The sequence below is a fragment of the Paenibacillus sp. F4 genome (assembly GCF_002894905.1).
In the GTDB taxonomy this organism is placed as follows: Bacteria; Bacillota; Bacilli; order Paenibacillales; family Paenibacillaceae; genus Paenibacillus; species Paenibacillus polymyxa_B.
Map to the genome: position 1 here is coordinate 182,452 of NZ_POVS01000012.1, position 24,265 is coordinate 206,716.

The 24,265-nt window shown below is 43.3% G+C and carries 15 protein-coding genes and 1 pseudogene; 15 read left to right on the forward strand and 1 reads right to left on the reverse strand.

Features of this window, described 5'->3' with window-relative positions; translation table 11 throughout:
- Positions 1 to 373 precede the first annotated feature (373 nt).
- The 5 genes from C1T21_RS13095 (at position 374) to xerS (ending at position 8,108) form a co-directional block, all read left to right on the forward strand.
- The gene (locus C1T21_RS13095; RefSeq protein WP_308411640.1) at positions 374 to 3,394 is read left to right on the forward strand and encodes a glycoside hydrolase family 2 TIM barrel-domain containing protein; all 3,021 of its coding nucleotides are present in this window, start codon (positions 374 to 376) and stop codon (positions 3,392 to 3,394) included.
- A gap of 132 nt (positions 3,395 to 3,526) precedes the next feature.
- Positions 3,527 to 5,599, forward strand: a complete 2,073-nt coding sequence (locus tag C1T21_RS13100) for a beta-galactosidase (protein WP_103048579.1) — start codon at positions 3,527 to 3,529, stop codon at positions 5,597 to 5,599.
- 470 nt (positions 5,600 to 6,069) lie between these two features.
- Positions 6,070 to 6,252: a hypothetical protein gene (locus C1T21_RS13105; RefSeq protein WP_103048580.1), complete on the forward strand. Its 183-nt coding sequence runs from the start codon at positions 6,070 to 6,072 to the stop codon at positions 6,250 to 6,252.
- A gap of 573 nt (positions 6,253 to 6,825) precedes the next feature.
- Positions 6,826 to 6,957, forward strand: a complete 132-nt coding sequence (locus tag C1T21_RS27025) for an efflux RND transporter permease subunit (RefSeq protein WP_146032491.1) — start codon at positions 6,826 to 6,828, stop codon at positions 6,955 to 6,957.
- A gap of 80 nt (positions 6,958 to 7,037) precedes the next feature.
- Entirely contained in the window at positions 7,038 to 8,108 is a 1,071-nt protein-coding gene (gene xerS, locus C1T21_RS13115) for a tyrosine recombinase XerS (protein WP_103048581.1), read from the forward strand.
- 530 nt (positions 8,109 to 8,638) lie between these two features.
- Here xerS and C1T21_RS13120 read toward each other — a convergent pair.
- Positions 8,639 to 9,442, reverse strand: coding sequence for a Shedu anti-phage system protein SduA domain-containing protein (locus C1T21_RS13120; RefSeq protein WP_103048582.1), 804 nt, complete (start codon positions 9,440 to 9,442; stop codon positions 8,639 to 8,641).
- Between the two features lie 342 nt (positions 9,443 to 9,784).
- Between C1T21_RS13120 and C1T21_RS13130 the strand changes: the two genes are divergently transcribed.
- The 10 genes and pseudogenes from C1T21_RS13130 to C1T21_RS28470 all read left to right on the forward strand — a co-directional run.
- Positions 9,785 to 13,561, forward strand: coding sequence for a hypothetical protein (locus C1T21_RS13130; RefSeq protein WP_103048583.1), 3,777 nt, complete (start codon positions 9,785 to 9,787; stop codon positions 13,559 to 13,561).
- Between the two features lie 188 nt (positions 13,562 to 13,749).
- Positions 13,750 to 14,043 carry a hypothetical protein gene (locus C1T21_RS13135; RefSeq protein ID WP_025723560.1) on the forward strand — a complete coding sequence of 98 codons (294 nt, stop codon included), beginning with the start codon at positions 13,750 to 13,752 and terminating at the stop codon, positions 14,041 to 14,043.
- Between the two features lie 1,486 nt (positions 14,044 to 15,529).
- Positions 15,530 to 16,168: a hypothetical protein gene (locus tag C1T21_RS13150; RefSeq protein WP_025723561.1), complete on the forward strand. Its 639-nt coding sequence runs from the start codon at positions 15,530 to 15,532 to the stop codon at positions 16,166 to 16,168.
- A gap of 180 nt (positions 16,169 to 16,348) precedes the next feature.
- The gene (locus tag C1T21_RS13155) at positions 16,349 to 17,980 is read left to right on the forward strand and encodes a tyrosine-type recombinase/integrase (protein WP_025723562.1); all 1,632 of its coding nucleotides are present in this window, start codon (positions 16,349 to 16,351) and stop codon (positions 17,978 to 17,980) included.
- Entirely contained in the window at positions 17,977 to 19,482 is a 1,506-nt protein-coding gene (locus C1T21_RS13160) for a hypothetical protein (RefSeq protein WP_103048584.1), read from the forward strand. Before C1T21_RS13155 ends, C1T21_RS13160 begins: the two co-directional genes overlap by 4 nt.
- Before the next feature lie 37 nt (positions 19,483 to 19,519).
- Positions 19,520 to 20,026, forward strand: a complete 507-nt coding sequence (locus C1T21_RS13165) for a hypothetical protein (RefSeq protein WP_103048585.1) — start codon at positions 19,520 to 19,522, stop codon at positions 20,024 to 20,026.
- A 25-nt stretch (positions 20,027 to 20,051) separates the two neighbouring features.
- Positions 20,052 to 21,725: a site-specific integrase gene (locus C1T21_RS13170; RefSeq protein WP_103048586.1), complete on the forward strand. Its 1,674-nt coding sequence runs from the start codon at positions 20,052 to 20,054 to the stop codon at positions 21,723 to 21,725.
- A 39-nt stretch (positions 21,726 to 21,764) separates the two neighbouring features.
- A complete protein-coding gene (locus tag C1T21_RS13175) occupies positions 21,765 to 22,337 on the forward strand; it encodes a hydrolase (protein ID WP_025723565.1) in 573 nt (190 codons plus the stop codon).
- A gap of 105 nt (positions 22,338 to 22,442) precedes the next feature.
- Positions 22,443 to 23,879: pseudogene (locus C1T21_RS13185) on the forward strand (MFS transporter).
- A gap of 293 nt (positions 23,880 to 24,172) precedes the next feature.
- The coding region (locus tag C1T21_RS28470) for a carbohydrate-binding protein (RefSeq protein WP_374703726.1) at positions 24,173 to 24,265 on the forward strand (93 nt) is incomplete at its 3' end.

Consider the following 24,265-nt stretch of genomic DNA (forward strand, 5'->3'; position numbering starts at 1 on the left):
ATAATGGATACATAGCGGAGAGAGGAGAGGGAGAGCATGAACCTACACAGATTTGGAGTGAGGAAGAATGAAACCCTGCTTCTAATGCTCACGCTGAGCCTATCGTGATCGGGTATCAGATGTTTCTGCTGGGTTTTCCGTCGATATCATCCTGCCGCATTTCAATCATGCTGGATGAGTTACCGAATACAATAAAATCGTATCGACGGCAGAGGCTTACGACATGGCGCTAGCTCACCGCAGTCACTCCATACCGATCGCTTTGACTGCTTGCCTGCAAGTAGATCAATAGGCATTCATTATAACAAAGCAAGTATCGATTACAAGGACGAAGCGTGGACGAGTGGTGAGCGTAAAGGACGAAAGGGCGTGGATGATTATGGTTAAGATCGAGACGTATTGGGAGGACTTGGGTGTAAGGCAAATCAATCGCGAGGAATCCAGGGCGTATTTTATTCCATATGGGGATACGCGGCGGGCGATGGAGGGGAAGCGAGGGCGATCTCCCTTTTACCAAACGCTGAATGGCAGCTGGAAATTCCGCTATTATGCCAGTGTACAGGGGGTTGAAAACGGGTTTTATGAGGAAAGGGCAGATGTCGGCGGATGGGACGATCTTCTTGTACCTTCCTGCTGGCAAGTGAACGGATACGACCAGCTGCATTATACGAACATCCACTATCCTTTTCCGTATAATCCGCCGTATGTGCCGGACGACAATCCGGCAGGGGTCTATGTCAGGGACTTCAATGTGCCGGTTAGCTGGGAGAAGAAGAAGCCGTTCATCGTGTTCGAGGGCGTGAACTCATGTTTTTACCTATGGGTCAACGGCCGGTTTGTCGGCTACAGTCAAGGAAGCCGGATGCCAGCGGAGTTCGATCTGACGGGCGTCTTGCGAACGGGATCGAACCGGGTTACTGTCATGGTCTTAAAATGGTGTGATGGTTCGTATATAGAGGATCAGGACGTTTGGCGATTTTCGGGTATTTTCCGGGACGTCTATTTGCTCGCACGCGATTCGCATTACATTCGGGATGTCTACAACAAGCAAGAGTTGGCGAGTGATTTCAGCTGGGCCGTGCTGCGCTGCGAAATCGAGGCGATTGGCTCTGTTGGCGTAAAAGCGGAACTACTTGACACGGACGGTAAGCAGGTCGGCTTCCAATCGGCGGCGATCGACGGGAAGGGTATACTAGCGTTCCATGTCGAAGCGCCGGTGCTGTGGAACGCGGAGTGTCCTTATTTGTACCAGTTACTCGTATACTCCGGACAAGAAGTCCTCCGATTCCAGGTAGGCTTCCGCAAAATCGAAATCAAGGACGGCGTCTTTCGAATTAATGGACAGGCCGTTAAGCTAAAAGGGGTCAATCGGCATGACTCTCATCCCGAGCTGGGACAGACCATTCCCGTTCCCCACATGGTTCAAGACCTTGTCTTAATGAAGCGGTATAACATCAACACGATTCGGTCTTCACATTATCCCAACGACTCGAAATTTTTGGAGCTTTGCGACGAATACGGATTTTACGTCATCGACGAGGCGGACTTGGAATGCCATGGAGTGCTGCCCGCGACGGGAACCTACCATGCCCTGACGAAGAATCCAGCCTGGCGGGACAGCTTTGTCGAACGCGCGGAACGGATGATCGAACGGGATAAAAACCATCCGTCCGTCATCATTTGGTCGATGGGGAATGAATCTGGTTTCGACGCCAATCATATCGCGATGGCGGAGTGGGCGAAAGTGCGCGATCCATCCCGTCCGATTCACTACGAAGGCGCCGCACCACGCCATCAAGGCAGCACCGAAACGAGGTGTTTGGACATGGATAGCCATATGTACGAATCGATCGAGTATATTGAGAATTATGCGAAGGACGAAACGGCTACGATGCCGCTCTTCTTATGCGAGTACAGCCATGCGATGGGCAATGGCCCCGGGGATTTGAAGGATTACTGGGACGTCATATATAAATACCCGAAGCTGATGGGCGGCTGCGTCTGGGAATGGTGCGATCACGGGATTTTGACGCGGACGGAGGACGGCACACCTTTCTTCGGCTACGGAGGCGACTTCGGGGATCGGCCAAATGACGGAAATTTCTGCATTGACGGACTCGTGTCGCCGGACCGCGTTCCGCATACCGGTCTGCTCGAGCTGAAGCAAGTCATCGCTCCAATTCGCGTGGAAGCAAAGGCGCTTGAGGAAGGAAAGGTCGATGTCACGAATCTATACGACTTCATCGACTTGTCCCACGTCATCTTCCATTGGAAGGTCGAGAAGGACGGCCAAGTCGCGGGACAAGGCCTGCTCGAAGGGCTGTCGACGCCGCCGCACGCAACGGAAACGATATCGATCCCGGTATGCTGGCCTAAGGAGTCGGAGAGCCGTTATTTCCTGACGATCTCATACCGATTGAACCGCGAGACGTCATGGGGCGACTTGGGGCACGAAATTGCGTTTGAGCAATTCGAGCTACCCGTCATCCGAAAGAAAGTAGACGTCGTTGCCGTTGACCGGCCCAGCATCTTGGCGCGGGAGGAGGATGGGATGCTGACGATCAAAGGCTTCGATTTCGTCCATCACTTCGATTTATGCAAGGGAGCATTCACGGCGATTTCCCGGCACGGCGTGTCGCTTATCCAAGAACCGGTTGTCTTCTCCGTATGGCGTGCGCCAACCGATAACGACCGCTTTGTGAAAGAAAAGTGGCTTGAGGCCGGATTTAATCGGGCGGTCACGAAGGTGTATCGCGTGGATTGGAAGCAGGAGGAAGTCGGTTCGGTCACCATTCAAGTCTCTTTCTCATTGGGCGGCCATAGCGTACCGACCATTCTCTCAGGAAACGCCGAATGGACAGTATTGGCGACGGGGGAAATCGCGCTGTGCGTAAAAGCGAACGTGAAGGAGGACCTGTTGTATTTGCCTCGCTTCGGGCTTCAACTCACGATGCCTGCCGGCATGGAGGAAGTAGAATACTTCGGACTCGGCCCGCACGAGAGCTATATGGACAAACGTCGAAGCGTAAAGAAAGGGCATTACCTGACGACAGTCGATGAGATGTTTGTTCCTTACATTAAACCGCAAGAAAATGGCTCACGATTCGGAACAGAATGGGTCACTGTATCCAATTCACTAGGCATGGGCCTTCGTTTCAAAGGGGATGAGGCCTTCTCGTTCAATGCGGGGCATTACGGCATGGACGATCTTGCGGCTGCGGGGCACCTCTATGAGCTTACCAAGCGCAAGGAAACGTTTATCCATCTTGATTACAAGATGAGTGGGATTGGATCGAACTCTTGCGGTCCGGAGCTGCTCCAGCCATATCGTCTGGATGAAAAGGAAATTGAATTTGGTTTGTGCATCATTCCGGAGTTTAAAGCAGATGAGTAGCTATTCCTGCCCAGCAGCACAAATACGATAAGTTCAAACGGATTCGTTTGATTCCAAGATCTAGCTGCATTTTTGCAGGTAGATGCCCGATTTTGTCCATAGTTCACCATTACACGAGGAGAGATAGACACTATGAAGAACACGCAAGTATTCCCACCCGTCAGCGACAAGCTTCCCGTCATGATGCACGGCGCTGATTACAATCCAGATCAATGGCTTCGTTATCCGGAGGTGCTCGAAGAAGATATCCGTCTGATGAAGCTTTCCGGCTGCAACGTCATGTCGATCGGCATATTCGCATGGGCCGCGCTCGAACCGACGGAAGGCACGTTTACCTTCGATTGGCTGGACCAGATGCTCGAGCGCTTTGAAGCGAACGGTATTTATGCTTGGCTGGCGACGCCGAGCGGCGCACGTCCGGCTTGGATGTCGGAGAAGTATCCTGAGGTTCGGCGGGTCGAAGCGAATCGCATCCGCAACCTGCACGGCATGCGTCACAATCACTGCTATACATCACCGGTTTACCGCGAGAAGACTTCCATCATCAACCGGAAGCTGGCGGAGCGTTACGGCGACCATCCGGCGGTCGTAGGATGGCATATTTCCAACGAATTCGGCGGTGATTGTCATTGCGACTATTGCCAAGACGCCTTCCGGGAGTGGTTGAAAAATAAATACGGCACGCTTGAGGCGTTAAACCATGCGTGGTGGTCGACGTTCTGGGCGCATACGTACCTCGATTGGGGGCAGATCGAATCCCCTGCTCCGCACGGCGAATCCGCGGTACACGGCCAGAATCTCGACTGGCGCCGCTTCGTGACGGACCAAACGATCGATTTCTGCCGGTACGAGATCGAAGCAATACGGAAAGCAGGGTCAGCGTTGCCGGTCACGACAAACATGCATATGTTCGAGGGTTTGGACTACCGTAAATTCGGAGATTTGCTCGACATCATTTCTTGGGACGCTTACCCGACGTGGCATGAGCATCAAGACGACGCCAAACTGGGAGCATTCGTCGCGTTCTATCACGACCTGTTTCGTTCTATCAAGGGGCGACCGTTTCTGCTGATGGAAAGCACGCCGAGCCTGACCAACTGGCAGCCGGTCAGCAAGCTAAAGCAGCCGGGCATGCACAAACTGTCCTCGTTGCAAGCCGTGGCGCATGGCTCGGATTCCGTCCAATACTTCCAATGGCGCAAAAGCCGCGGCTCCAGCGAGAAATTCCACGGCGCGGTTGTGGACCATGTCGGTCACGAGCATACGCGCGTCTTCCGCGATGTCACGGAGCTTAGCCAGACGCTGGCGGGATTGATCGAGGTCGTTGGGACTTCGACGCCCGCGCAAGCGGCAATCCTGTTCGATTGGGATAACCGTTGGGCAATCAAGGATGCACAAGGGCCGCGCAACATGGGTCTCCATTACGAAGAGACCGCGTACGCTCAGCACCGCGCGCTGTGGTCGCACGGCGTGCCAACCGACGTCATCGGCTCCGAGGACGACTTCGCGCCGTACAAGCTGATCGTCGCGCCCATGCTATATTTGTGCCGGGAGGAAACCGGAAAGAAGCTAGAACTTTTCGTCGAGAACGGGGGGACGCTGGTCGCGACGTACTGGTCCGGCATCGTCGACGAACATGATCTTTGCCACCTAGGGGGGTTCCCGGGACCGCTACGTATCACGCTAGGCATTTGGGCGGAGGAGATCGAGGGCTTGTACGACGATGATCGCAACGGCGTCGTATTGGCGACAGATAATCCGCTCGGCCTGGCTGGAACATTTGAATCGCATGAACTTTGCGAGCTGATCCATACGGAGGGTGCGGAAGTGCTTGGCGTCTACACGGACAGTTTCTATGCAGGCCGTCCCGCGCTGACGGTGAATCGACTGGGCAAAGGGCGCGCCTATTACATGGCGACCCGGCTCAAGGACGATTTCCTGAACGCTTTCTATAACCTATTGGCTAAAGAGGCCGGCCTGGAGCGGGTAATCGATACAAAGCTTCCTCATGGCGTTACGGCGCAGGCGCGGACGAACGGAACGGCCGACTTCGTGTTTATCCAGAATTTCGGAGGCACGCCGCAGCGCGTCAAATTGGACGGCCAGTCCTACACGGATATGGAAACAGGCGATGCCGCGGGCGATGCCGTCGAGCTCGGTGTAAACGGCATTCGCTTGTTGAAACGACAAGCGAAATCCTGGTAATAAGGGGAGGCAACTAGTATGACGCAAATGATCAAGGTAAAGAACATCGACAGGTGGAATCTATCCTTTCACCCTTAGGCTCGGCGTACAGATCCGGCAGGTCGACGCATCGGCTTTACGAACTATTATGTGGAAATGGAGGGCAAATGTGTCTTGTTAGTAAAGATGGTGACTGCATAGGGTAAAAGAATACAATCTGAAGCCCCGATTGAAATCAATCGGGGCTTCAGATTGTCGATGAGCATTTCAAATAGTAAAAATTTGGTTCTCCAATCAGCTTCTGCAGGAAGATGCTTTGCCTTAAAACCCGAACATTAAAAAGATGGCCAACATACTGGCTACAACTATATAAAGAAATAGGTAAGGCAGGAAGTTTTATTACAAGATTTCCACCAGGCTCGTGGCCCACTACAACTTCTAGAGCTATCGACATGATCAGGTGTTAACGTTGTGGCGGGGAGGAAATTGTGATGATGGATGCCACGATTGTGCGAGTTCATCAGCATGGATTAGGCACTAAAAGGGGGAAAACAAACAAGCGATCGGACGTTCCCGTGGAAGATGCGTTAGGCAACCCATTTCGCTTTGAATTGACCGGAGACGAGGCGCATGATTCCATCTATGGATACGAAATGCTTAAAGCCATGAACTGACCATGAAACAAGTCTAGCCAACCGGGCTTACGATACGAATGCATTCCGGGCTTTTTTTGGAAGAACAACAGGCCATTCCCGTGATTCCGGGTAAGAAAAACCGCCGAGTACCATCGAAATATGAATATGATCGGGATATCACAAAGAACGTCACTTGGTAGAATGTTTCTTCAATAAGGTAAGAACTACCATCGACTGGCGACTCGCTATGATAAATTAGTAGGTATCTCACTTCATATTACAATGAATAAACAACAGTTTATATAGAAAAAGTACTTATATGTGCAGAGAGGAGTAAAAATCGTTTGAGTTAATGAATTAGAAGGAGAAGGGTAATCTGTGTAGCGAATGCGAATAGCAGACAAAGGGAGTAAAAAAGTCGAGCAAGAATTCCATTTATCCTTGTGCTCGACTTTTTTAGGGCCTTTCTAAAAGCGTATTACGATATTAATTGGTGCGCCGAACCATTAATTCCGCATGAATTACTTCTTCGACAGGCGCGATGTGCTGCCCGTCAGACTCAATGGATCCTATCATCAACTTTGAAGCGGCCTCAGCCAGTTCGTTGATAGGATGCCGGATAGTAGCTTTATTACAGGTATGCCAATCGGCTTTATGAGTATCATGGGTATCATTTCACTTGCCGGTATCGTCGTGCGTAATGGTATTGTATTGATCGAGTTTATTGAAGATGCACGCCCTTGAAGTCTTTATTATTACGTAAAATAAAAATTTGACGAATAATTATTGAGAGATTATAATTACATAAGGAGGTTAGTATACATATGGATAAGCAAATGAAATTACACTATATGAACCGCGTTGATGAGAAACTGTCTGAACTACCTTGGTTCGTTACGGAATTTATAGATAGTAAAAAACGCAAGCTTTCACCTACAACACTTCTTAATTATTGTCACGATTATATTATATTTTTTGATTGGTTAGTTACAGAAAACTTTACCGCAGACAGCCGCAAAAACATTAATTTAGTCACTTTAGAGAAACTAACCATTCGTGAAGTGGAAAATTTCTTATCATTTTTGGAGTATCAACTTGGCAATACTAAGCTAACCATTAACCGTAAATTGTCATCACTAAAATCCTTATTTGATTACTTACAGAACAAGGCTGAAACAAGTGACCTAAAGCCATATATCCAGCGCAATGTTATGGCCAAAATGGATTTAAATGTGGTTAAAGAAAGCCAAGAAACCATTGCCAATCGTATTGATGGGAAAATTCTCAGAGAAGACGATTTTGAATCGTTTAGGCTATTTGTAGCCCATGATTACGGAGAAATCAATAAAGAGAATAAACGTATTTTCAATTTCCATCAATTTAACCGTGAACGAGATACAGCCATTGTTTCCCTCATTTTAGGATCAGGTCTTAGGCTCTCTGAGGTAGCAGGCATTAACATTGAAGATCTGGATATGACTAAAGCTTTAGTGAGGGTTATACGCAAAGGTAATAAAGAACAATATGTGTATTTCAGCAAGCAAGCTCTACTGGATTTAGAAAATTATCTGCAGATCAGAGAATCTAGATATATCCCAGAAAAAAACGAACCCTTTTTGTTTATTGCAGCTCCCATAGGTCGTAAAGGAAAAAGCAGACGCTTAACTCAGCGATCCATAGAGAAACTGATCGAAAAATATGCTACAGCTTTTGGAAAACCAGCTTTAACCGTGCATTCTCTGAGACATTCATTTGCAACGCGTTATCACTTAGAGAATAATGATGTACCCAGATTAAAAAATCAGTTAGGACATTCTTCAATACAAACGACAATGATCTATACACATTTAACTGATGAAGAAATGCGAAACGCGGTTAATAATATGGATAAGTGATGTAAACCTTGATAGAGAACAAAAGTAATTTATAACTACTTGTAATAATAATTTTGTTCTGAAAATGTGACAACAAGTTTATACCTTTCAAGAAGAATGATACCAAAAATATGGAGTTCAAAAATATTATTAGGCTTGTTCCAACAAAAGTCATATAAGAAAAGGGGTAAACTTGTTGTCACTGGACAGGACAACTGTCGGGTGATAAAAACAATATCTCATTAATTGCTGCGAAAATCGCGGCTTTTTTATTTTATGGGATAAAGTTCTTGTCAAAACCAAATGACAAGAACTTTATCCCATTTCCGATTTTGACAAGAATATTATCTCATTTCCGACGAACCAATCATCGAAAGTCTCTATTTTAGCAGCTTTTTTGTTTTATCGGTACAAGTTAGTGTCCGGAGTCGACAACAAAAACTTGTACCGGTTGCTGAAAGGACAAGAACATAGTGTCATTATTGATTTGGTATTTACCTAAACAGCTTAATTCGGCTTATGTGTAAGAAAAGTGGACGTATCGGCAGTTATTAATAAGTTGCTTTTCCAACAACTGCCTTAGCAGTATCATAAAGATTATCATAATGCAGAAGTTCAATCTTTTGTTCCGTTTTGGTACGACGCTTAGTTCGGTAAGTTTTTTCGTTAAAGTCTGCCCGACGGCCTGCAACAACGACGAAATGCATTCTCGTCCTGTCGGGTACCATAAATTCTAAAGGTAATTGTTGTGCCGCGTTCTTGTACTTTAGAATAGCTTCTTGAAAAGATGTATAGTACGATTCGAGCCAATCAGACCAGTCTTTTACTTGACGAATACCCTTTCTGAAAGCATCGCCTAAATCACCGTCACTCAAAGTGATTTTCCCGTACCGTGCTTCTAACTCAACAAAGACGAATTCATAACCGCCTGAATTTTTACCGATTATCAAGAAATCAACTTGGATAGTTGTACCTAACTTAAGCTCTGGAAAGATGAAGGCATCGTGATGACCAAAGTTATAATTTTGTAAAATGGAGGCGATTATGAAATAGGATTTATTCTCTCGAATCCAATTTAAAACTGTTCGCTCAGGCGTTCCATGACTATCTAACATTTCAGCATATTTTTCGCATAAGTAGTTAAGCTCCGACTCGTTTTTCAATTCTTCAATGTCTAGGTAGTTATTTGGAAAAAGGCTCATGAAATGGCGTGCAGCTTTCGGGTACTCTCTGAACAAACTTTTGCGTATCCACTTCCCCCCCAACTTCCCAACCTTCTCCGCTTCCTTTTTCTCATCCCACAGCTTCAATTCTTCATCGGTAAGGTAAGTATAGTCTCGTTCGTATATTTTCATATGTGGTCCTCTTTTTCGATAGTATTAAACATACCTAATTTTAGCATAAGAGCTTTAATTATCATTATATAATCAGCAAGAATTACTGGAGCTAATAGTGTTTGGTTGCTCTCAATACCACGTAAACTAAATTGTTGACCGTTCCCAATAAAACCGGGTAAAGGTTGATAGTTATTTCTGTTGAAAAACAAAGTAAGTATTAAAATCCGTCACTACCAAAAGAATGTTCTCTTCGTGGAACATAGTTCTCGAAGTGTTGAATTTTCAATGGTAATATATAGATTGAGTACAAGTCATAAGCACAAGAAGTCTATACATGTGTATACAAAACGGGGGATAAGTATGCTTGAAATAACAGGTGATGAAATCGCTCAACTTAATGATACCGACCTAAGATCCTTGGTAGGCCTTCTTTGTGAAGCAGAACTGACATCTGCACAAATCACGACAGCAGGAGTGACTTGGGGAGGTAATCAAAATGCTAAAGATGGCGGAATAGATGTGCGTGTTGAAGTGAAATCAATAATGGATAATGATGGTTTCATCCCGAGATCAAACACGGCATTTCAAGTGAAGAAACCTGATATGCCTCGGAGCAACATTTTGGATGAAATGCGGCCAAAAGGAATACTAAGAGAAGTAATAAGAGATTTAGCCGATAATAAGGGAGCTTACATTATTATAAGTAGTCAGGGATCTACTTCGGATTCTGCATTAAGTAGCAGAAAATTAGCCATGCAAGATGCTATTTCAGATTATGCCAACGCTTCACAATTAAAAGTTGACTTTTATGATCGTGAGCGTATTGCCAGTTGGGTAAGAAGCCATCCTTCTATGATTTTATGGGTTAGAGACAAAATTGGACAACCTCTACAAGGATGGCGATCATTTGATAACTGGGCAGACCATTCTGAGAGTGATGATGGAGGATATCTATTGGATGGAACCTCTCGTTTGTCTAACTCATCAAGTATTGCTGCAAAAGGAATGGATTTGTTACAAGGTATTCAGGAACTAAGAACAATTTTAAAGCGTCCTGGTAGTTCTGTTCGGCTAATTGGATTGTCAGGTGTGGGGAAAACACGCCTAGTTCAAGCTTTATTTGATGATCAAGTTGGTGAGAAAGCTCTAAACAAATCACTAGCTTTTTATACAGATCTTGGAGATGCCCCACTTCCTGACCCTAAATCCTTTACTGCAAGACTTAAATCGCTTGGAAAACGGGGAATCTTGATAGTCGATAATTGTCCTCCTGATCTACATAATCAACTAACTAAATTAAACTCAAACAATAGTCTCATTAGTTTAATTACAGTTGAATACGATGTTAGAGAGGATCAGCCCGAACAAACAACTGTTTTCCGGTTAGAACCTTCTTCAATAGAGCTATTAGAAAAAGTAATTTGTAAGAAATTCACGCATATAAACAGTGTAACCTCAAGAAAAATAGCAGAAATGTCTGGTGGGAACGCACGTGTTGCTGTTGCCATAGCAAGAACAATAAAGATGGGAGAAAACATATCCCACCTAAGGGATTCTGAATTATTTAATAGATTATTTCATCAACGACATGATTCAGACTCAAAGTTACTTAAAGCTGCCGAAATCTGTTCACTCGTCTATTCATTTAATATTGAGACGGAAGCAACAAGAAATATTGAAATGACCATTCTTGCTGAATTAGCAGGAATGAGTGTCTTGGAACTGTATCAAAATGTTGCCGAATTAAAGAGGAGAGATCTCGTACAGCAGCGGAGCACGTGGAGAGCTGTATTACCACATGCTATAGCAAATAGGTTAGCACAGAGCTCATTAGAGAATTTTCCACTCCCGTTACTAAGAGATGTTTTTGAAAAGCGTGCTAATAAGAGGTTATTAATATCATTTTCCAGAAGGCTTGGTTATCTTCATCACAATCAAACTGCTCGAAAAGTTGCTCAAGAATGGCTCTCAGATGGGGGACCGTTGGAGGATTTTCGCAAACTCGATAATGCTGCTGTGACTATGCTTGGTAATGTTGCACCACTTCACCCCGAATTAGTCCTAGCACATATGGAGGAAATTTTAGATCAAGATCGAGACTCAACTTTCTTTTCCCGTCATAATGAAAATTTTAGTTACTTTACAAGTTTGTTAAAGTCTTTAGCATATGATGTTGAGTTTTTTGATAGATCTGTTCAATTATTATTTCATTTTGCTTTAACAGAAGATGTTAACGAGAACAAAAACTCGATACGCAGTACATTAAAATCATTATTTTACATTTATCTTTCTGGAACACACGCTACTGTAGATCAAAGATTAAAAATCATTTCTAATCTAATTGAGTCAGATTCAGAGCAAAAAAATGCATTAGGACTTTCCCTTTTAGATGCAGCACTAGAAGCTTGGCATTTTACATCTATTAATAGCTTTGATTTTGGAGCTCACGTCCGAGACTATGGGTACCATCCAACATCTAATGATGAAATCAGATCTTGGTATGAAACATTCATTCAATATGCTGTGTCAATAGTTTTATCAGAAAAAATAATATCTACTGAGATAAAGGCAATCCTCTGTAGAAAATTCAGGGGGATATGGACTAGAGCAAAAGTTTACAATGCGTTAGAATCCGCTGTGAGAGAAATTTCGGCTAAAAATCCATGGTATGGGGCTTGGTATGCTGTTAAAAACACTATAGGGTTTGATTCTGACAAAATGTCAAAAGAAGCTGTATTTCGACTTGAATCATTAGCTACATTACTGGGACCCCAAAATTTATATGATGAAGTAATGCTGCTAACATTGCCCGATCACGGAAGTCTTCTTAACATAGTAGAAGCAAAAGATACTGAAGAGGCATTGACTAAGATTAGAGATTTATCGCAAGATTTTGGCTATAAAATTAGTTCTCAAGAAGATACCTTGAATGCCTTGTTGATACATCTCATGAGTACTAATGGAAGAAATGTATTTCAATTAGGACAAGGCCTGGCCAAAGGGACTAATGATCCCAAAAAACTATGGGCTACAATGGTTGAAAAACTAAGTACGATCGAACACAATAAACGTAATTATCAACTGCTACAAGGCTTTCTGGATTATCTTACTTCAACTGATAACAGCAGCACTAAAGAACTACTAGATGAAGCAATAGATCACGAGATACTTTCGGAAGTTTTCCCAATTCTTCAGATTGTGATAATTGACATAGATGGAATTGAACGTATAAAAAGATCCCTCCAGCTAGGGAAAGCACCAATTTACTTATACGGGAATCTAGCTTACACACACACATCTGAACTAAATAACGAAGACTTATTCTGCGAGTTAATTCGACTAATTAGCTCTAAACAGAATGGATTGGCCGTTGCTATAGATATCTTTAATATGAAATTTCACCAAAACAATAATGAATTGAGTCCAAGAATACTCACTTTGGGCCAAGAATTAGTTTTAGGTTACGATTTTTCTCAAGAAACTAATAGCGATTCATATCAAATATCAGAAATAGTTAAATCATGCTTTCAAAACAAAGATGCTGCTGATAAAGCAAAACATCTAGCTGTAAAACTCTATACTGCCATTGCAGATAATCGTGTTTTTCACACCAACTTTGATTATATTTATAAATCTCTAGTTGAGGCCCATCCGTTTGTATTTTTGGATGTATTTATAGGAGATCATAACGAATTAGATTACTACATCGAACAGATATTCAGTGGACAATTGATGGTGAGTCCATTGAGAAGCATCCCCCATGAAACATTTATTGAATGGTGTAACATCAAAGGAAAAGCACATTATCCTTTAATAGCATCGGCTATTGAACCGTACATGCATGTAGCCGATCAATTGCAATGGACACCCGTAGCAATATTCCTGATCAATCATTATTCTGATCCTTCAGTTATTTTAGAAGAATTTATGCATGTCTTTCATCCAAATCAATGGGAAGGATCACTAGCAGATAAAATGGTAAAACGCCTTCCACTGTTAGAAAGCCTTATGATTCACGAAAATCCAGTTGTCTCACAGTGGGCCAAAAATAAAGAACCGATTTTGAAGAAAGAAATTATCAGAGTCCATGAATGGGAACAATCACGAGAACAGAATCAGAATGAGCGTTTTGAGTAATGATGGAGATATTCGCTATGTTCACAATTTCTTACCATCAAAAAAACTTAGAGCCTACTGATTTAAATAGCTTATAGATTCTGCAGAGGCGTCGCCAGATTGGCGACTTCTTTGTTGTAAACTACCAGTTTCTATATGTAAAAATTTTTAATTGAAAATATATTACTCATATAAAAGAATTGATATGTATGAAAGATAAGCAACTGAGCAATCCATTTGCATCCGGGAGCGGCGGTGTACACTTTGAAGCTCATATCCAAGCTTCTTTTGTTACATTGATGCTTACAGGTGGATTTGCGCCTTGTTTATCGCGATGGCCTGTGGTCGAATTAAAGCTTCAAGGGAAAATCGATGGGTTTAATACCGATGGCTTAATTGTTTTTGTTGAGGAACCTGTTTCGAAGAGAAAAGCTAAAATGCTTACACAAATTAAGCATAACAGGTTAGCTTACTTGGTATATAAGAAACACTTGAATGTCTAAATAGTTCTTTTAAATCATCCGGAATCTTTTTAGTGATAATTGTTCCAGCATTTTGATTCCATGTTTATACAATATCGACAATACGAGGCCAAACCCAATGCGGATATTGTTGATCAAACTATGAAATATGTGAATGCAAAAGCGGTAACACAACATTTCATTAATTGCTGCGAAAATCGCGGCTCTTTTATTTTGGGATAAAGTTCTTGTCAAAACCAAATGACAAGAACTTTATCTCATTATCGATTTTGATAAGAATATTATCCCATTCCCAACAAAGCAATTCGGGTTATTGAACCATTTCACGATAGGAGCAACCCTTAAATAACGGGCTTGATCGTTCACAGTTGAAAGTGGAAGATCTATAATCTAGGATCATCATCGGAAGTATTGAGAAGCGCATAGACGAATTGAAGATTTTATACATTTTACAATAAGAAACGTGCCTGTTGTCTTCTGTCGCAAACCTATAAATCGGGAGACAAGAACATAGTTCCATTGAAAGTCGATAATATAGTGCCTTTTTTGCTTTAACGGTACAAGTTCTTGTCCCGACTCGAGGAGAAGAACTTGATCCCATTGCCGATTTGATACTCATCTAATAAGATTCAAAGGATTTCGAAAGATTCTGGTTCTTATAACTCTTTTCTCTTTTTCTTCGTAGTCTTGGATGGTGGCCGCAGGATAGGCTGGAGGTGCTGCGGAAGCAGTAACACGAGGCTTTGCGCGCCGGCTGCCCGCGACGCAGTTGCGGTTCTCCTGGTGCCGAACCGAGAAGGAGAGGCTCAGTCGCTCATCTGAAGGTTGTCATTTTAAATTTCCAAAAAAATATATCGCATTAGATGACAGTTAATTATTTGTGGATGTAAAATATAACCGACAGGTAATAGGAGTTTACAGTATTTATATCAAGGCTTAAGGTTTAGGTGCTGGTTCCAATCATCAGTTTTTTTATTTCCAGAAAACAACGCTTAGCTGGCTAGGTAAAAAGATTATTTGATGGGACAATACGTGGATGATGCCGAGGACAAGAACATTGTCCCATTAAAATTCGCTATTTTGGTCATAACCTTGTGAAGTAGACAACCCCTAAAAAACAACCCTATGCTGCGACCGTTTCCCATTTCTGAAAGCGCCAATGGTTGTAAATCTAATCGTAATTTTGGATATCCTGCTATAGCTCCAATAATGTTTGAGGTTTAGTTAAATAGATCTTTTCGGTTTTGAGATGCGAAAAGAACGACTCAATACAAGCGTTGTCAAAGCAGTTTCCAATTCGGAATGGCTGATAATAACCCTAAACTTCGTGAGTTTGTGATAAAACGGTTTCGAGGTGTATTGAAATTCTTGGAGATGGCAGGGGATTTGTGGAAAATATTGAATATTAAAATTAACAAGCGCAATTTGATGAAAACTGTTTTGCGACTTATACTTACGTTAAGATTGATAAGTTATAAAACAAAGTATTCTGTGAGGACAAATTAATATGAAGGATAAACAACTCAGTAATCCGATTTCTACGGGAGGCGGGGGAGGACATTTTGAGGCCCACGTTCAAGCTTCTTTTGTCATCTTAATGCTTACAGGAGGAGTTGCACCTTGTTTGCCTCCTTGGCCTATTACTGAAATAAAACTACAAGGAAGAGTTGATGGGTTTAATACTGATGACTTTATTGTATTAATAGAAGAGCCTGCTTCAAAGAGAAAGCGAAAGTTACTTGGTCAGATCAAGCATAGGATTAAAATCACTCAAGGAGATGAAATATTCTCGGAAGTCATTCGAGCAGCGTGGAGTGATTTTAATAATCCTAAAATTTTTAATAAAGAAAAAGACATTATTGCACTAATCACGGGTCCACTGAATGCAACAGATTTTCATAATGTACAGTGGCTATTGAACCAGGCACGGCATACGAAAGATGTGGAGGAATTTGAGAGGCAGGTAACTCAAGCCAATTTCAGCCCTTCTAAAAGTGAAGAAAAGTTGAACGTGATAAAGTATCATTTGAAGCTAGCCAATAATAATCAAGAGGTGTCTGGCAAAGAACTTTATTCTTTCTTAAATCATTTTTATTTATTAGGGTATGATCTTGGAGAAGAGGAAGGAGAAATGGGAAGTAAATAATGTAAATCTCGAAACCCCTTATCTTATCTATGGATAGGGGGTGAATTATTGTTGTCAGAATGCAACGTATTGTGTAGAATTAAAGAAAATTATGGAAACATAATTGAGGTGGGGGTGGTCCCTCTATACTCAACTTATACAGAGGAATGAATAAAAATGCTTGGGAGAGGGGGGGAGTGTGTGTATAAAGAGCTTCTGAGCATAGCACAGCTAATGGGGGAAACAATGCGATTGGTTGGGTATGCCCGATACTACAAATCCCTTAACATTGATGGTTTACATTACATACATCAAGTAGAAGGTACCCAAGTGATCGCTATTGTTAAACCAAATCATAGTACTCATCATGAAGCTACAACATTTTTAATGAATCTATTATTAACGGAAAAGCTAAAAATGAATACGGTTACATGGCATGCCCAGAATCTGAAAAAGTTCTTGGATTACATGATGTTCTGGAGGCTAGAGGAAGATTTTGAACATATCCATAATATCGAAGTAAAAGCAGGTGGACCGTATCCTATTGAAGTAATATTACTGGGATTTGCGGATTACCTTCGATGTATTCCAAAAGGTTACAAGCCATTTGAAGATTTAAAGGTGGCGACTCACGGGATTCATTGGTCTATGTTAAAGAATATCCCCCTTAACAAACATGCAATGGCAGAAGGGAAGCTATCAACCGTAATTCGAAGCAGTCATAACGATTTAAAGAAAACCAACTGGTGTGAGTACCCGTCTGGTGCACTTGCTCCGATCATCTATACTGCATGTGCATATCTGAAGTTCTTGCGTGATAGAACAACAAGATTTAAATACCTGCCATTAGAGCAGGTTCCGAGAAAAGAAATAAGAGATAATCATTCATTAATAGCGGGTACTGCGGGTAGTAGGGTGCGGATAGTGTTTGATGTGGAAAATATTGCTCGAGATTCCGGTACTGCAGGACCTGGAGGAGGGAAGAGCAGGCAAGCCTCTCCCATTAACCACGACAAGGTCTTTAGTGAGACCGAAGCAGACATGTTCTTTGAATTGATCGATCCGTATGAAAATGCTTTGGATCTTCTTCTCTTTGCGATATTGCGTTACTTTGGATTACGCCCTGGTGAAGCAGCTGAGATTCGAATTGAGCCGTCAACAATTCCTTCCAACTTAAACGTGTATCATACAGCAAGAGAGGAATTAACCGAGTCTCTTTCCGGGAACTTGCAGTTTGTAAAAGAACGCGGGTTGCGGGGGAATTGGGTCATTGATACGGGATGGAAAACGAAGGCTTCCTGCAGGGACGTGGCGTTGATAACTCACAAAACAATTGATCCATTTAGCAGGAAAAATATCCGATTTCCAACACAAGAGGAGTTCACTGATCTTCTGTATTGGGCACTTCTTCAGCGGCGGGAACTTTTGTCTTATTACACAAGTGAAGATCATGGCTATCTATTTGTATCAGAGTCAAACAATTCAAAAGGGAAGCCATTAAGTAAGAAAGGCGTTTACAGTAAGTATAATAATTTGGCTGATGACTTATTTCAACGAACTGGGGGAAGCGTAGACCTACGTTCCTACTATCCACACACCTTCCGACACTTATTCGCGACATCACTTCTCCTAAGATATCGCAGACCAATCGAAGAGATCAGCAAGTGGTTGGGGCATTCTTCTGTCGTGATTACGCGCGATACATATATTCATTGGATACCTGAGTCAAATAATGACACAGAAAAAGGTAAAGTAGATCATTTAGGGAGGGTATTTATGCGACAGGCGGAGATCTCAGAGGGAATCCACGCGCATGAGGAGGACTCGGAATGACACTAGAATGGACTCCATTATCGGAATTTCGCAAATTTTTAAAAAACACGCTGCGTTTGAATCATGTGAATCAAGTATTTTCTTCTATAAAAAATCCCGTCCTTCAATTATTTACTACATTTCCGGCCCCGGATAACTGGTTAGCTGTACCGCCTGAAGAGAGACCAACCTTTCGGCATCGCGACAGTCGAGACCTATGGTATGTCATTTTCTGGGCTTGGCATACAGGTTTTTGCAAGGGAAATGATGTAGTAGCACAATATCGTCGAAACGACTTGGTTTGTTACCTGTCAACCAGAGGTCGTGTTAATCTGTCGGATTTCCCCGTCAAAATGGGCCTCCTCAAAAATTCAGAAGCAGAACACATCCGCAAAAAAGACTCAAACCGTATAGGTTTGTTCAACAAACTATCTATACACCTTCTAGGTGTTATGAAACCGCTGGGCGATTTCACGGAAGAAGATATAGCGTTAGCGGATGTAATGCGTCCGAACGACAAACGTTATAACGCCAAGTGTTTAAAGGACATTCTTTTTGAGCTTGGATATTCGGATGAACCAGGAAGACGTAGGCAAAGAATACTGTTTGACGATTGCTGTGAGCATCCAAAGTGGGGGGATATCGCACGTGAGTTTCGCGAGCATTTAAAACGAAGTAATTCGCTAGACTATTATATTCGTAAAGCGGGCAGTGCTTTGCATAAATTTTTCAAATGGCTTGACCAGCACGGGGAGTCGGATGCTTCATCTCTCGAGTATGAAGATTTTCTCGATTTGTTTGATTACATTTCAAAGAATAACGATGGAGAGGAGTTTTCAGCTAAGTATACCGGGAACAATCTTCTACACATAAAGTTATTCTTTGATTGGGGGAAAGGTTCTCATACATTTTTTCCAACATACGTTGACTGGCCCAGTGATTTATATTCTGGAATTCATCGTGAGGCCCAAGAAGAAACATATTCCGGTGATGGCCTCGCTTTTGATGACCCAAACTTCCCGATGCTCATGAAGGAAGCAATTGAAAATTATCATCCCGAAGATGATGTTGAAGTTTTATGTTGCGCTTTTTGGTTAATTATTGCCTCATCACCGGTGCGTAAAACGTATCTGCTCAATCTTCAGGCTGAAGAATGTATGCTGCCATTGCCTAATGCTCCATCAGCGGTAGGATTATACAGCCCATATTCAGGTATTGAGAAAGCTAAACATCGTAACGGCCAATTTCCTATAATTGATTCTGCAGGTCTTAGAGCGGTCGAATTTTTACAGAAAAGATCGAGCGATAAAGCCTTCCGACCGATACGGAACGAAAGAGCGGATGCATCGTATGTGCATCTTTTTCAATTGGAGAAATATCCCTGGATTTTGAATGAAAGACAAATATATAGGTTTTTTGATAAGATAGCAGAATTTATTGGACATGGAGATAAAAAAAGGGAAGGCTCATGGTTACAGACACTATCTCATAACTCACATTGCAATCGAAACCGGGAACAGTGAGTTAGCACGACTTGCTGCAGGTCATGAAAATCAAACCATGCTGAATCGATACTTACGAAGTAATCTCTCCCGTCAAGCATTGTTATTTGCTACTATTAAGAAATATCAGGATGGTGAGATTGCGGGACGGTTTATTTGGCGAATCTTCGAAGCACTTGCCAGCGAACAAACTGAGCCTGACGAATTGATAAAAGCTTTGGGATCTGAAGAGCTATCTTTAGATGAATTCTTTGCAAAATTCGGGCTTCCAGCTCCTACAGGTGTAGGAAGATGTTTAATACAGGGGGCTTGCCTTTTTGAGGCAAAGTGTTTTTCCTGTCATCATTTCGCCATACGAAAAAGTGAAGCAGCACAGGCATTTCATACTTTGGCCAGATTAACCAAGGACATGTGGAACATGATGCGAGGCAGTCGGGATTTTACAACCAAAAACGCCAAGGCGGCCGGATTAGCTACGCAAATAGCGTTGCTTGGGGACATGATTCGGCATTTCGGCTATAGTGACGAACAGATTCAAATAGAGGTTATCAGTCGACTAGTCTGAGCTTAGATTGGAAAGAGGTGAAATCGTGTCGCAAATATTAGCTTGGCAATCCCTGAGATTTGGACCCATTACTGTAAGGCGAAAGGGACAATTCGAGAGTAGAGAGCATCTGACAAGATCGGAGTATGAACAATACAGATCGGCAGAGACTTGGGGACGGGTTGAACCTATTTTATCAAGCTCCTTAACGGAAATGGTACAACCCACAATATTTTTCAAGTTACCCGGCACCCAAAGAGATTACGTATTACTGCTTGCCTTTTTACAACGGATCAGTTTGCCTTTAGAGATCGTATTTCCAACCAAGACCGAATTCAATAAATTTCCTTTTCCCGAGTTACCGAATTTTGAGTACTTTGATGCGCTTTACGATAAATACTATCCGGTATTGTATCCGATGGATAGCGAAAAACAACTACAAAAGGCAAAGAAAAGGATTCCTTTGCTTCGAACTGTAGTTTGCTTATGGTTCGCAGGTTACGCCCTTAAGGAAGGGTTAGAGGGTAATCATATTATTACTTCCTCTGTATTAGCAAAAGCAAGTAAGATCGCTAAATATCATAAAAGTAGTTTAACCCTCCTAGGTAAGATGTTAGCTAAAGAAACAGATTCCTTGATTGAAAATAAACCGGTCATACCTTGCGATGAAGCGGAAAGAAGTCTCTGGATAGCCGCGGGAATATATCCAACCCAAACGCCGTTTGAGGAGAGTCTCTATACCTTTGCATTTTCTTACTTGAGGCAACGTGTGAATGATTCAATAACTGATGATTATTACGACGATGAAGGAAATTTACTTTTCAGATACGGTAAAAAAACTATCAGCATAAATTATTGGAAAGCGATAGTCAAGTACATCCGGTATTTTGCAATCAAATGTCGATCAAAAGGTCTTACTGACATAAGCGAGAATTCAATATCAGAAGTATACACAGAGATTTTTGGCCAGATGAAGGGACAAGAAGATAAGACGTTTTTCCGAGTGGCGCTTCGACATTGGCTTAGGTGGCTTATAAGAACTACAAATGCTTCATACAACATAGAACGGATTATGCCAAGACCTAGACGTGTTATGTCAAAAGATCATGGACGAGTATTTAGTATGTCCAAAGCTTATATTCTTGTGCAGACCTTAATGAACGATCAAACTCCTTTAATTAACGAGAACATTCTGATGGACTTTCGTCATAGGCGGGCTTGCCTGTTGATGTTATCAACTGCAGCAAGGCCTCATGAAATAGTTAATTTGCTTCAGAATGCTTTATTTATAGATTCGCAGGATAATTCCTGGATTCGTTTTCACAAAACCAAGACCATTCGCAATCAACCCGATCGAAACGGCTATGAATGGGTTCATCACGCTCTAGTGAAGAACGATGCTGCAAGATGGTTTAACGAATTGATTCATTTTGCCCCATCAGAACCTATATTTTTTCCAAGAGAGTGGGGTGGGGATGGCCTTACGGAACTTCGTTTACTGGCTTCAAAACATAATGATGGCCCTATACGAACTAGCGGACTGTATAATTTTTTAACTCGCATTCAATCGAAGTTATGGCCTGAACTTAGGAAGCCATATTTCACACCCCATAATCTAAGAGCGCTCCATCTTACTTATCGGCGTATCTTAGGAGACAATGATGAGCTACTAGAGAGGCAGGCCGGACATAGTCAAATGACCAAATGTTTAATATTTTAAACTTCAGGTCAAATCCAAAGGGTGAGGAGAACATATAGAATGGAAAAATTATTGGATCCGCAAAAAACAGCGTTAGTTGTCATTGATTTGCAAAAATGGCTTGGTAATCAATACGCCCCTTATTCCGCCGAGCAGGTAGTATCTAACGCTGCCGCCTTGGCAGATGCTTTCCGTGAGCAAGGCTCAATGGTTGCCCTGGTCCGGGTATCTAGCAAAGATCTGAAGGATATCCCGAGACCGAAGTTGGATTCGCCTGCACCACCACTGAATCTGCCTGAAGGATGGGATCAAATCGTCCCGGAAATGCGGGTCGCCGAAACAGACCACATCATTACTAAAAAGCAATGGGGAGCTTTTTACGGAACGGAGCTCGACCTGCAGTTGCGTCGCCGGGGAATCGACACCATCGTCTTATGCGGCATCGCTACCGGGCTTGGCGTGGATACGACCGCGCGGGAAGCGTTTATGAATGGGTATCAGCTGATTTTGGCGATCGATGCCATGACCGGGTTTTCTCAAGCCGAGCACGATCACGTGAAAAATTTTATTTTTCCACGCATCGGGCGTGTTCGGACAACACAGGAAATCATTTCTGCCTTTGCTGAAGTTTGAACCCAAAGGAGATGTGCCCTTGGATTTATCAGGTTCCAGGGGTCGTTTTTTTATTTCAGGAGGTTGGTCTCTATGACCCAAAAGAGAAGTCCCAAGTCCGATAGGATGTACCCCTGGTATGTCTTATCTGTAACCAGTCTCGGAGCGTTCCTGGTTCTGGTCAATATCGGAACGCTTAATGTCGCATTGCCGGAATTAAGCCAGCAATTTCATGCGAATGCGGCAGCTTCCAGCTGGATTTTACTTTCCTATATGCTGGTAAACACTATCCTGATTTTAATCTTCGGACAAATTTCGGATATTTTCGGAAGAAGCCGAATGTATTTAATAGGAATGGCCATCTTTACCGTATCCAGTTTACTACTCGGTTATGCTTTTAATGTAGAGGTACTAATCCTTCTTCGGATCGTACAGGCTGCCGGAGGAGCGCTCGTAGTGACGAACACAACACCGCTGATTACCGATGCGTTTCCCCAATCGCAGCTGGGCACCGGTCTCGGTCTGAATTTATTGTCCGCTTCCGTCGCGCAGGTGCTTGGCCCGGTCGTCGGCGGCGTGGTCACGACCGCCTGAGGCTGGAGGTGGGTGTTCTGGTCTAATGTTCCCTTCGGGATCATTGCTCTCATCTGGGGGCTCTGGATTCTAAGGGTGAAGCCCCTAGCGCAGCTCCATAAAAAAGTGGACGGATATGGAGGCATCATGATCTTTGTCGCTTTAGCGGGTCTAATCATTGCTTTATCCAAGGGGGGAGAACTGGGCTGGGGAGACAAGCAGGTGATCGGAGGTTTTGCGATATTCGCCATATTTACTACTATATTTTTATGGCATGAGCATCGTTCAGCATCACCTCTACTAGATTTAAGCCTTTTTGAAAGCTGGACGTTCAGTATGGGGAACATCGCTACATTCTTTAATTCTTTTGCCCGTACGGCGGTTGCTCTGCTCTTCGCTCTCTATTACCAATTTGCCTTCCACCAAAACGCGCTTAATGCCGGTCTAAGGATCCTTCCAATTACGATAGGGATGTTGGTCATTTCTCCGATTGCTGGCATGTTGACTAAGAAGGCGGCCATTCGAGTTCTGGCCTCACTTGGAATTCTTATTTCTATAGCAGGACTACTACTACTCCTATTCGTGGTCGGTGGAAATTTCTCTTACGGGGTCACCGCTTGCGGCATGTTGTTAATCGGGGTCGGGACCGGTTTATTCCTTACCCCCAATACGACGGAGGTCATGTCAAGCGTTCCGGAGCAAAGCCGCGGGGTGGCGAATGGACTGCGGTCCATGCTATATAACTTGGGTCAAGTGCTGAGTACGGCTCTTTCTTTAACCATCGTCGGCGCAGCGCTGCCAGCCCACCTGAAGAACGTGCTGTATTCCGGAAAGAACAATGTGATTTCTGCCGTTGATTTTGCTTTCGTCATTCACGGTTACCGCTGGGTCATCATCGCACTAATAGGGACTTCTCTACTCGCTCTTGCTGCCTCGTGGTTCCGTCCGCAACAGAAAAAAGCTTACGAAAGCTCTTCAGCGGCCTCTTGACTTTGACGCATTGATGCCGCGTCAATCCGTCCGATCCTCATCGATCGGTCCTGCGGCTGCCGCCATAACCCCAGCGCGTCCGGTAAGCCCAAACTTCTGGAGCTAGCGATATATATCCGGCGGGTAGTGGAGCGTTGCGATATACTTTCACACGACACCAAGATATCCTCTTCTCCTAAATTCCGCCTTTTGGAGGCGCGAAAAAGATGAGAGTTCTAAAGTTAGAACATGTAGGTGTTCTAACACATAACGAACATTGTTCTTTACGAACAATGTTCGTTATGGTATAAATATTGTATGAACGTCCAAATACTGCATATGCGGTAAATGATACAGTAACATATAGTGGAAGTACTTATACCTGTCGTCAGGCACATACTTCCCTC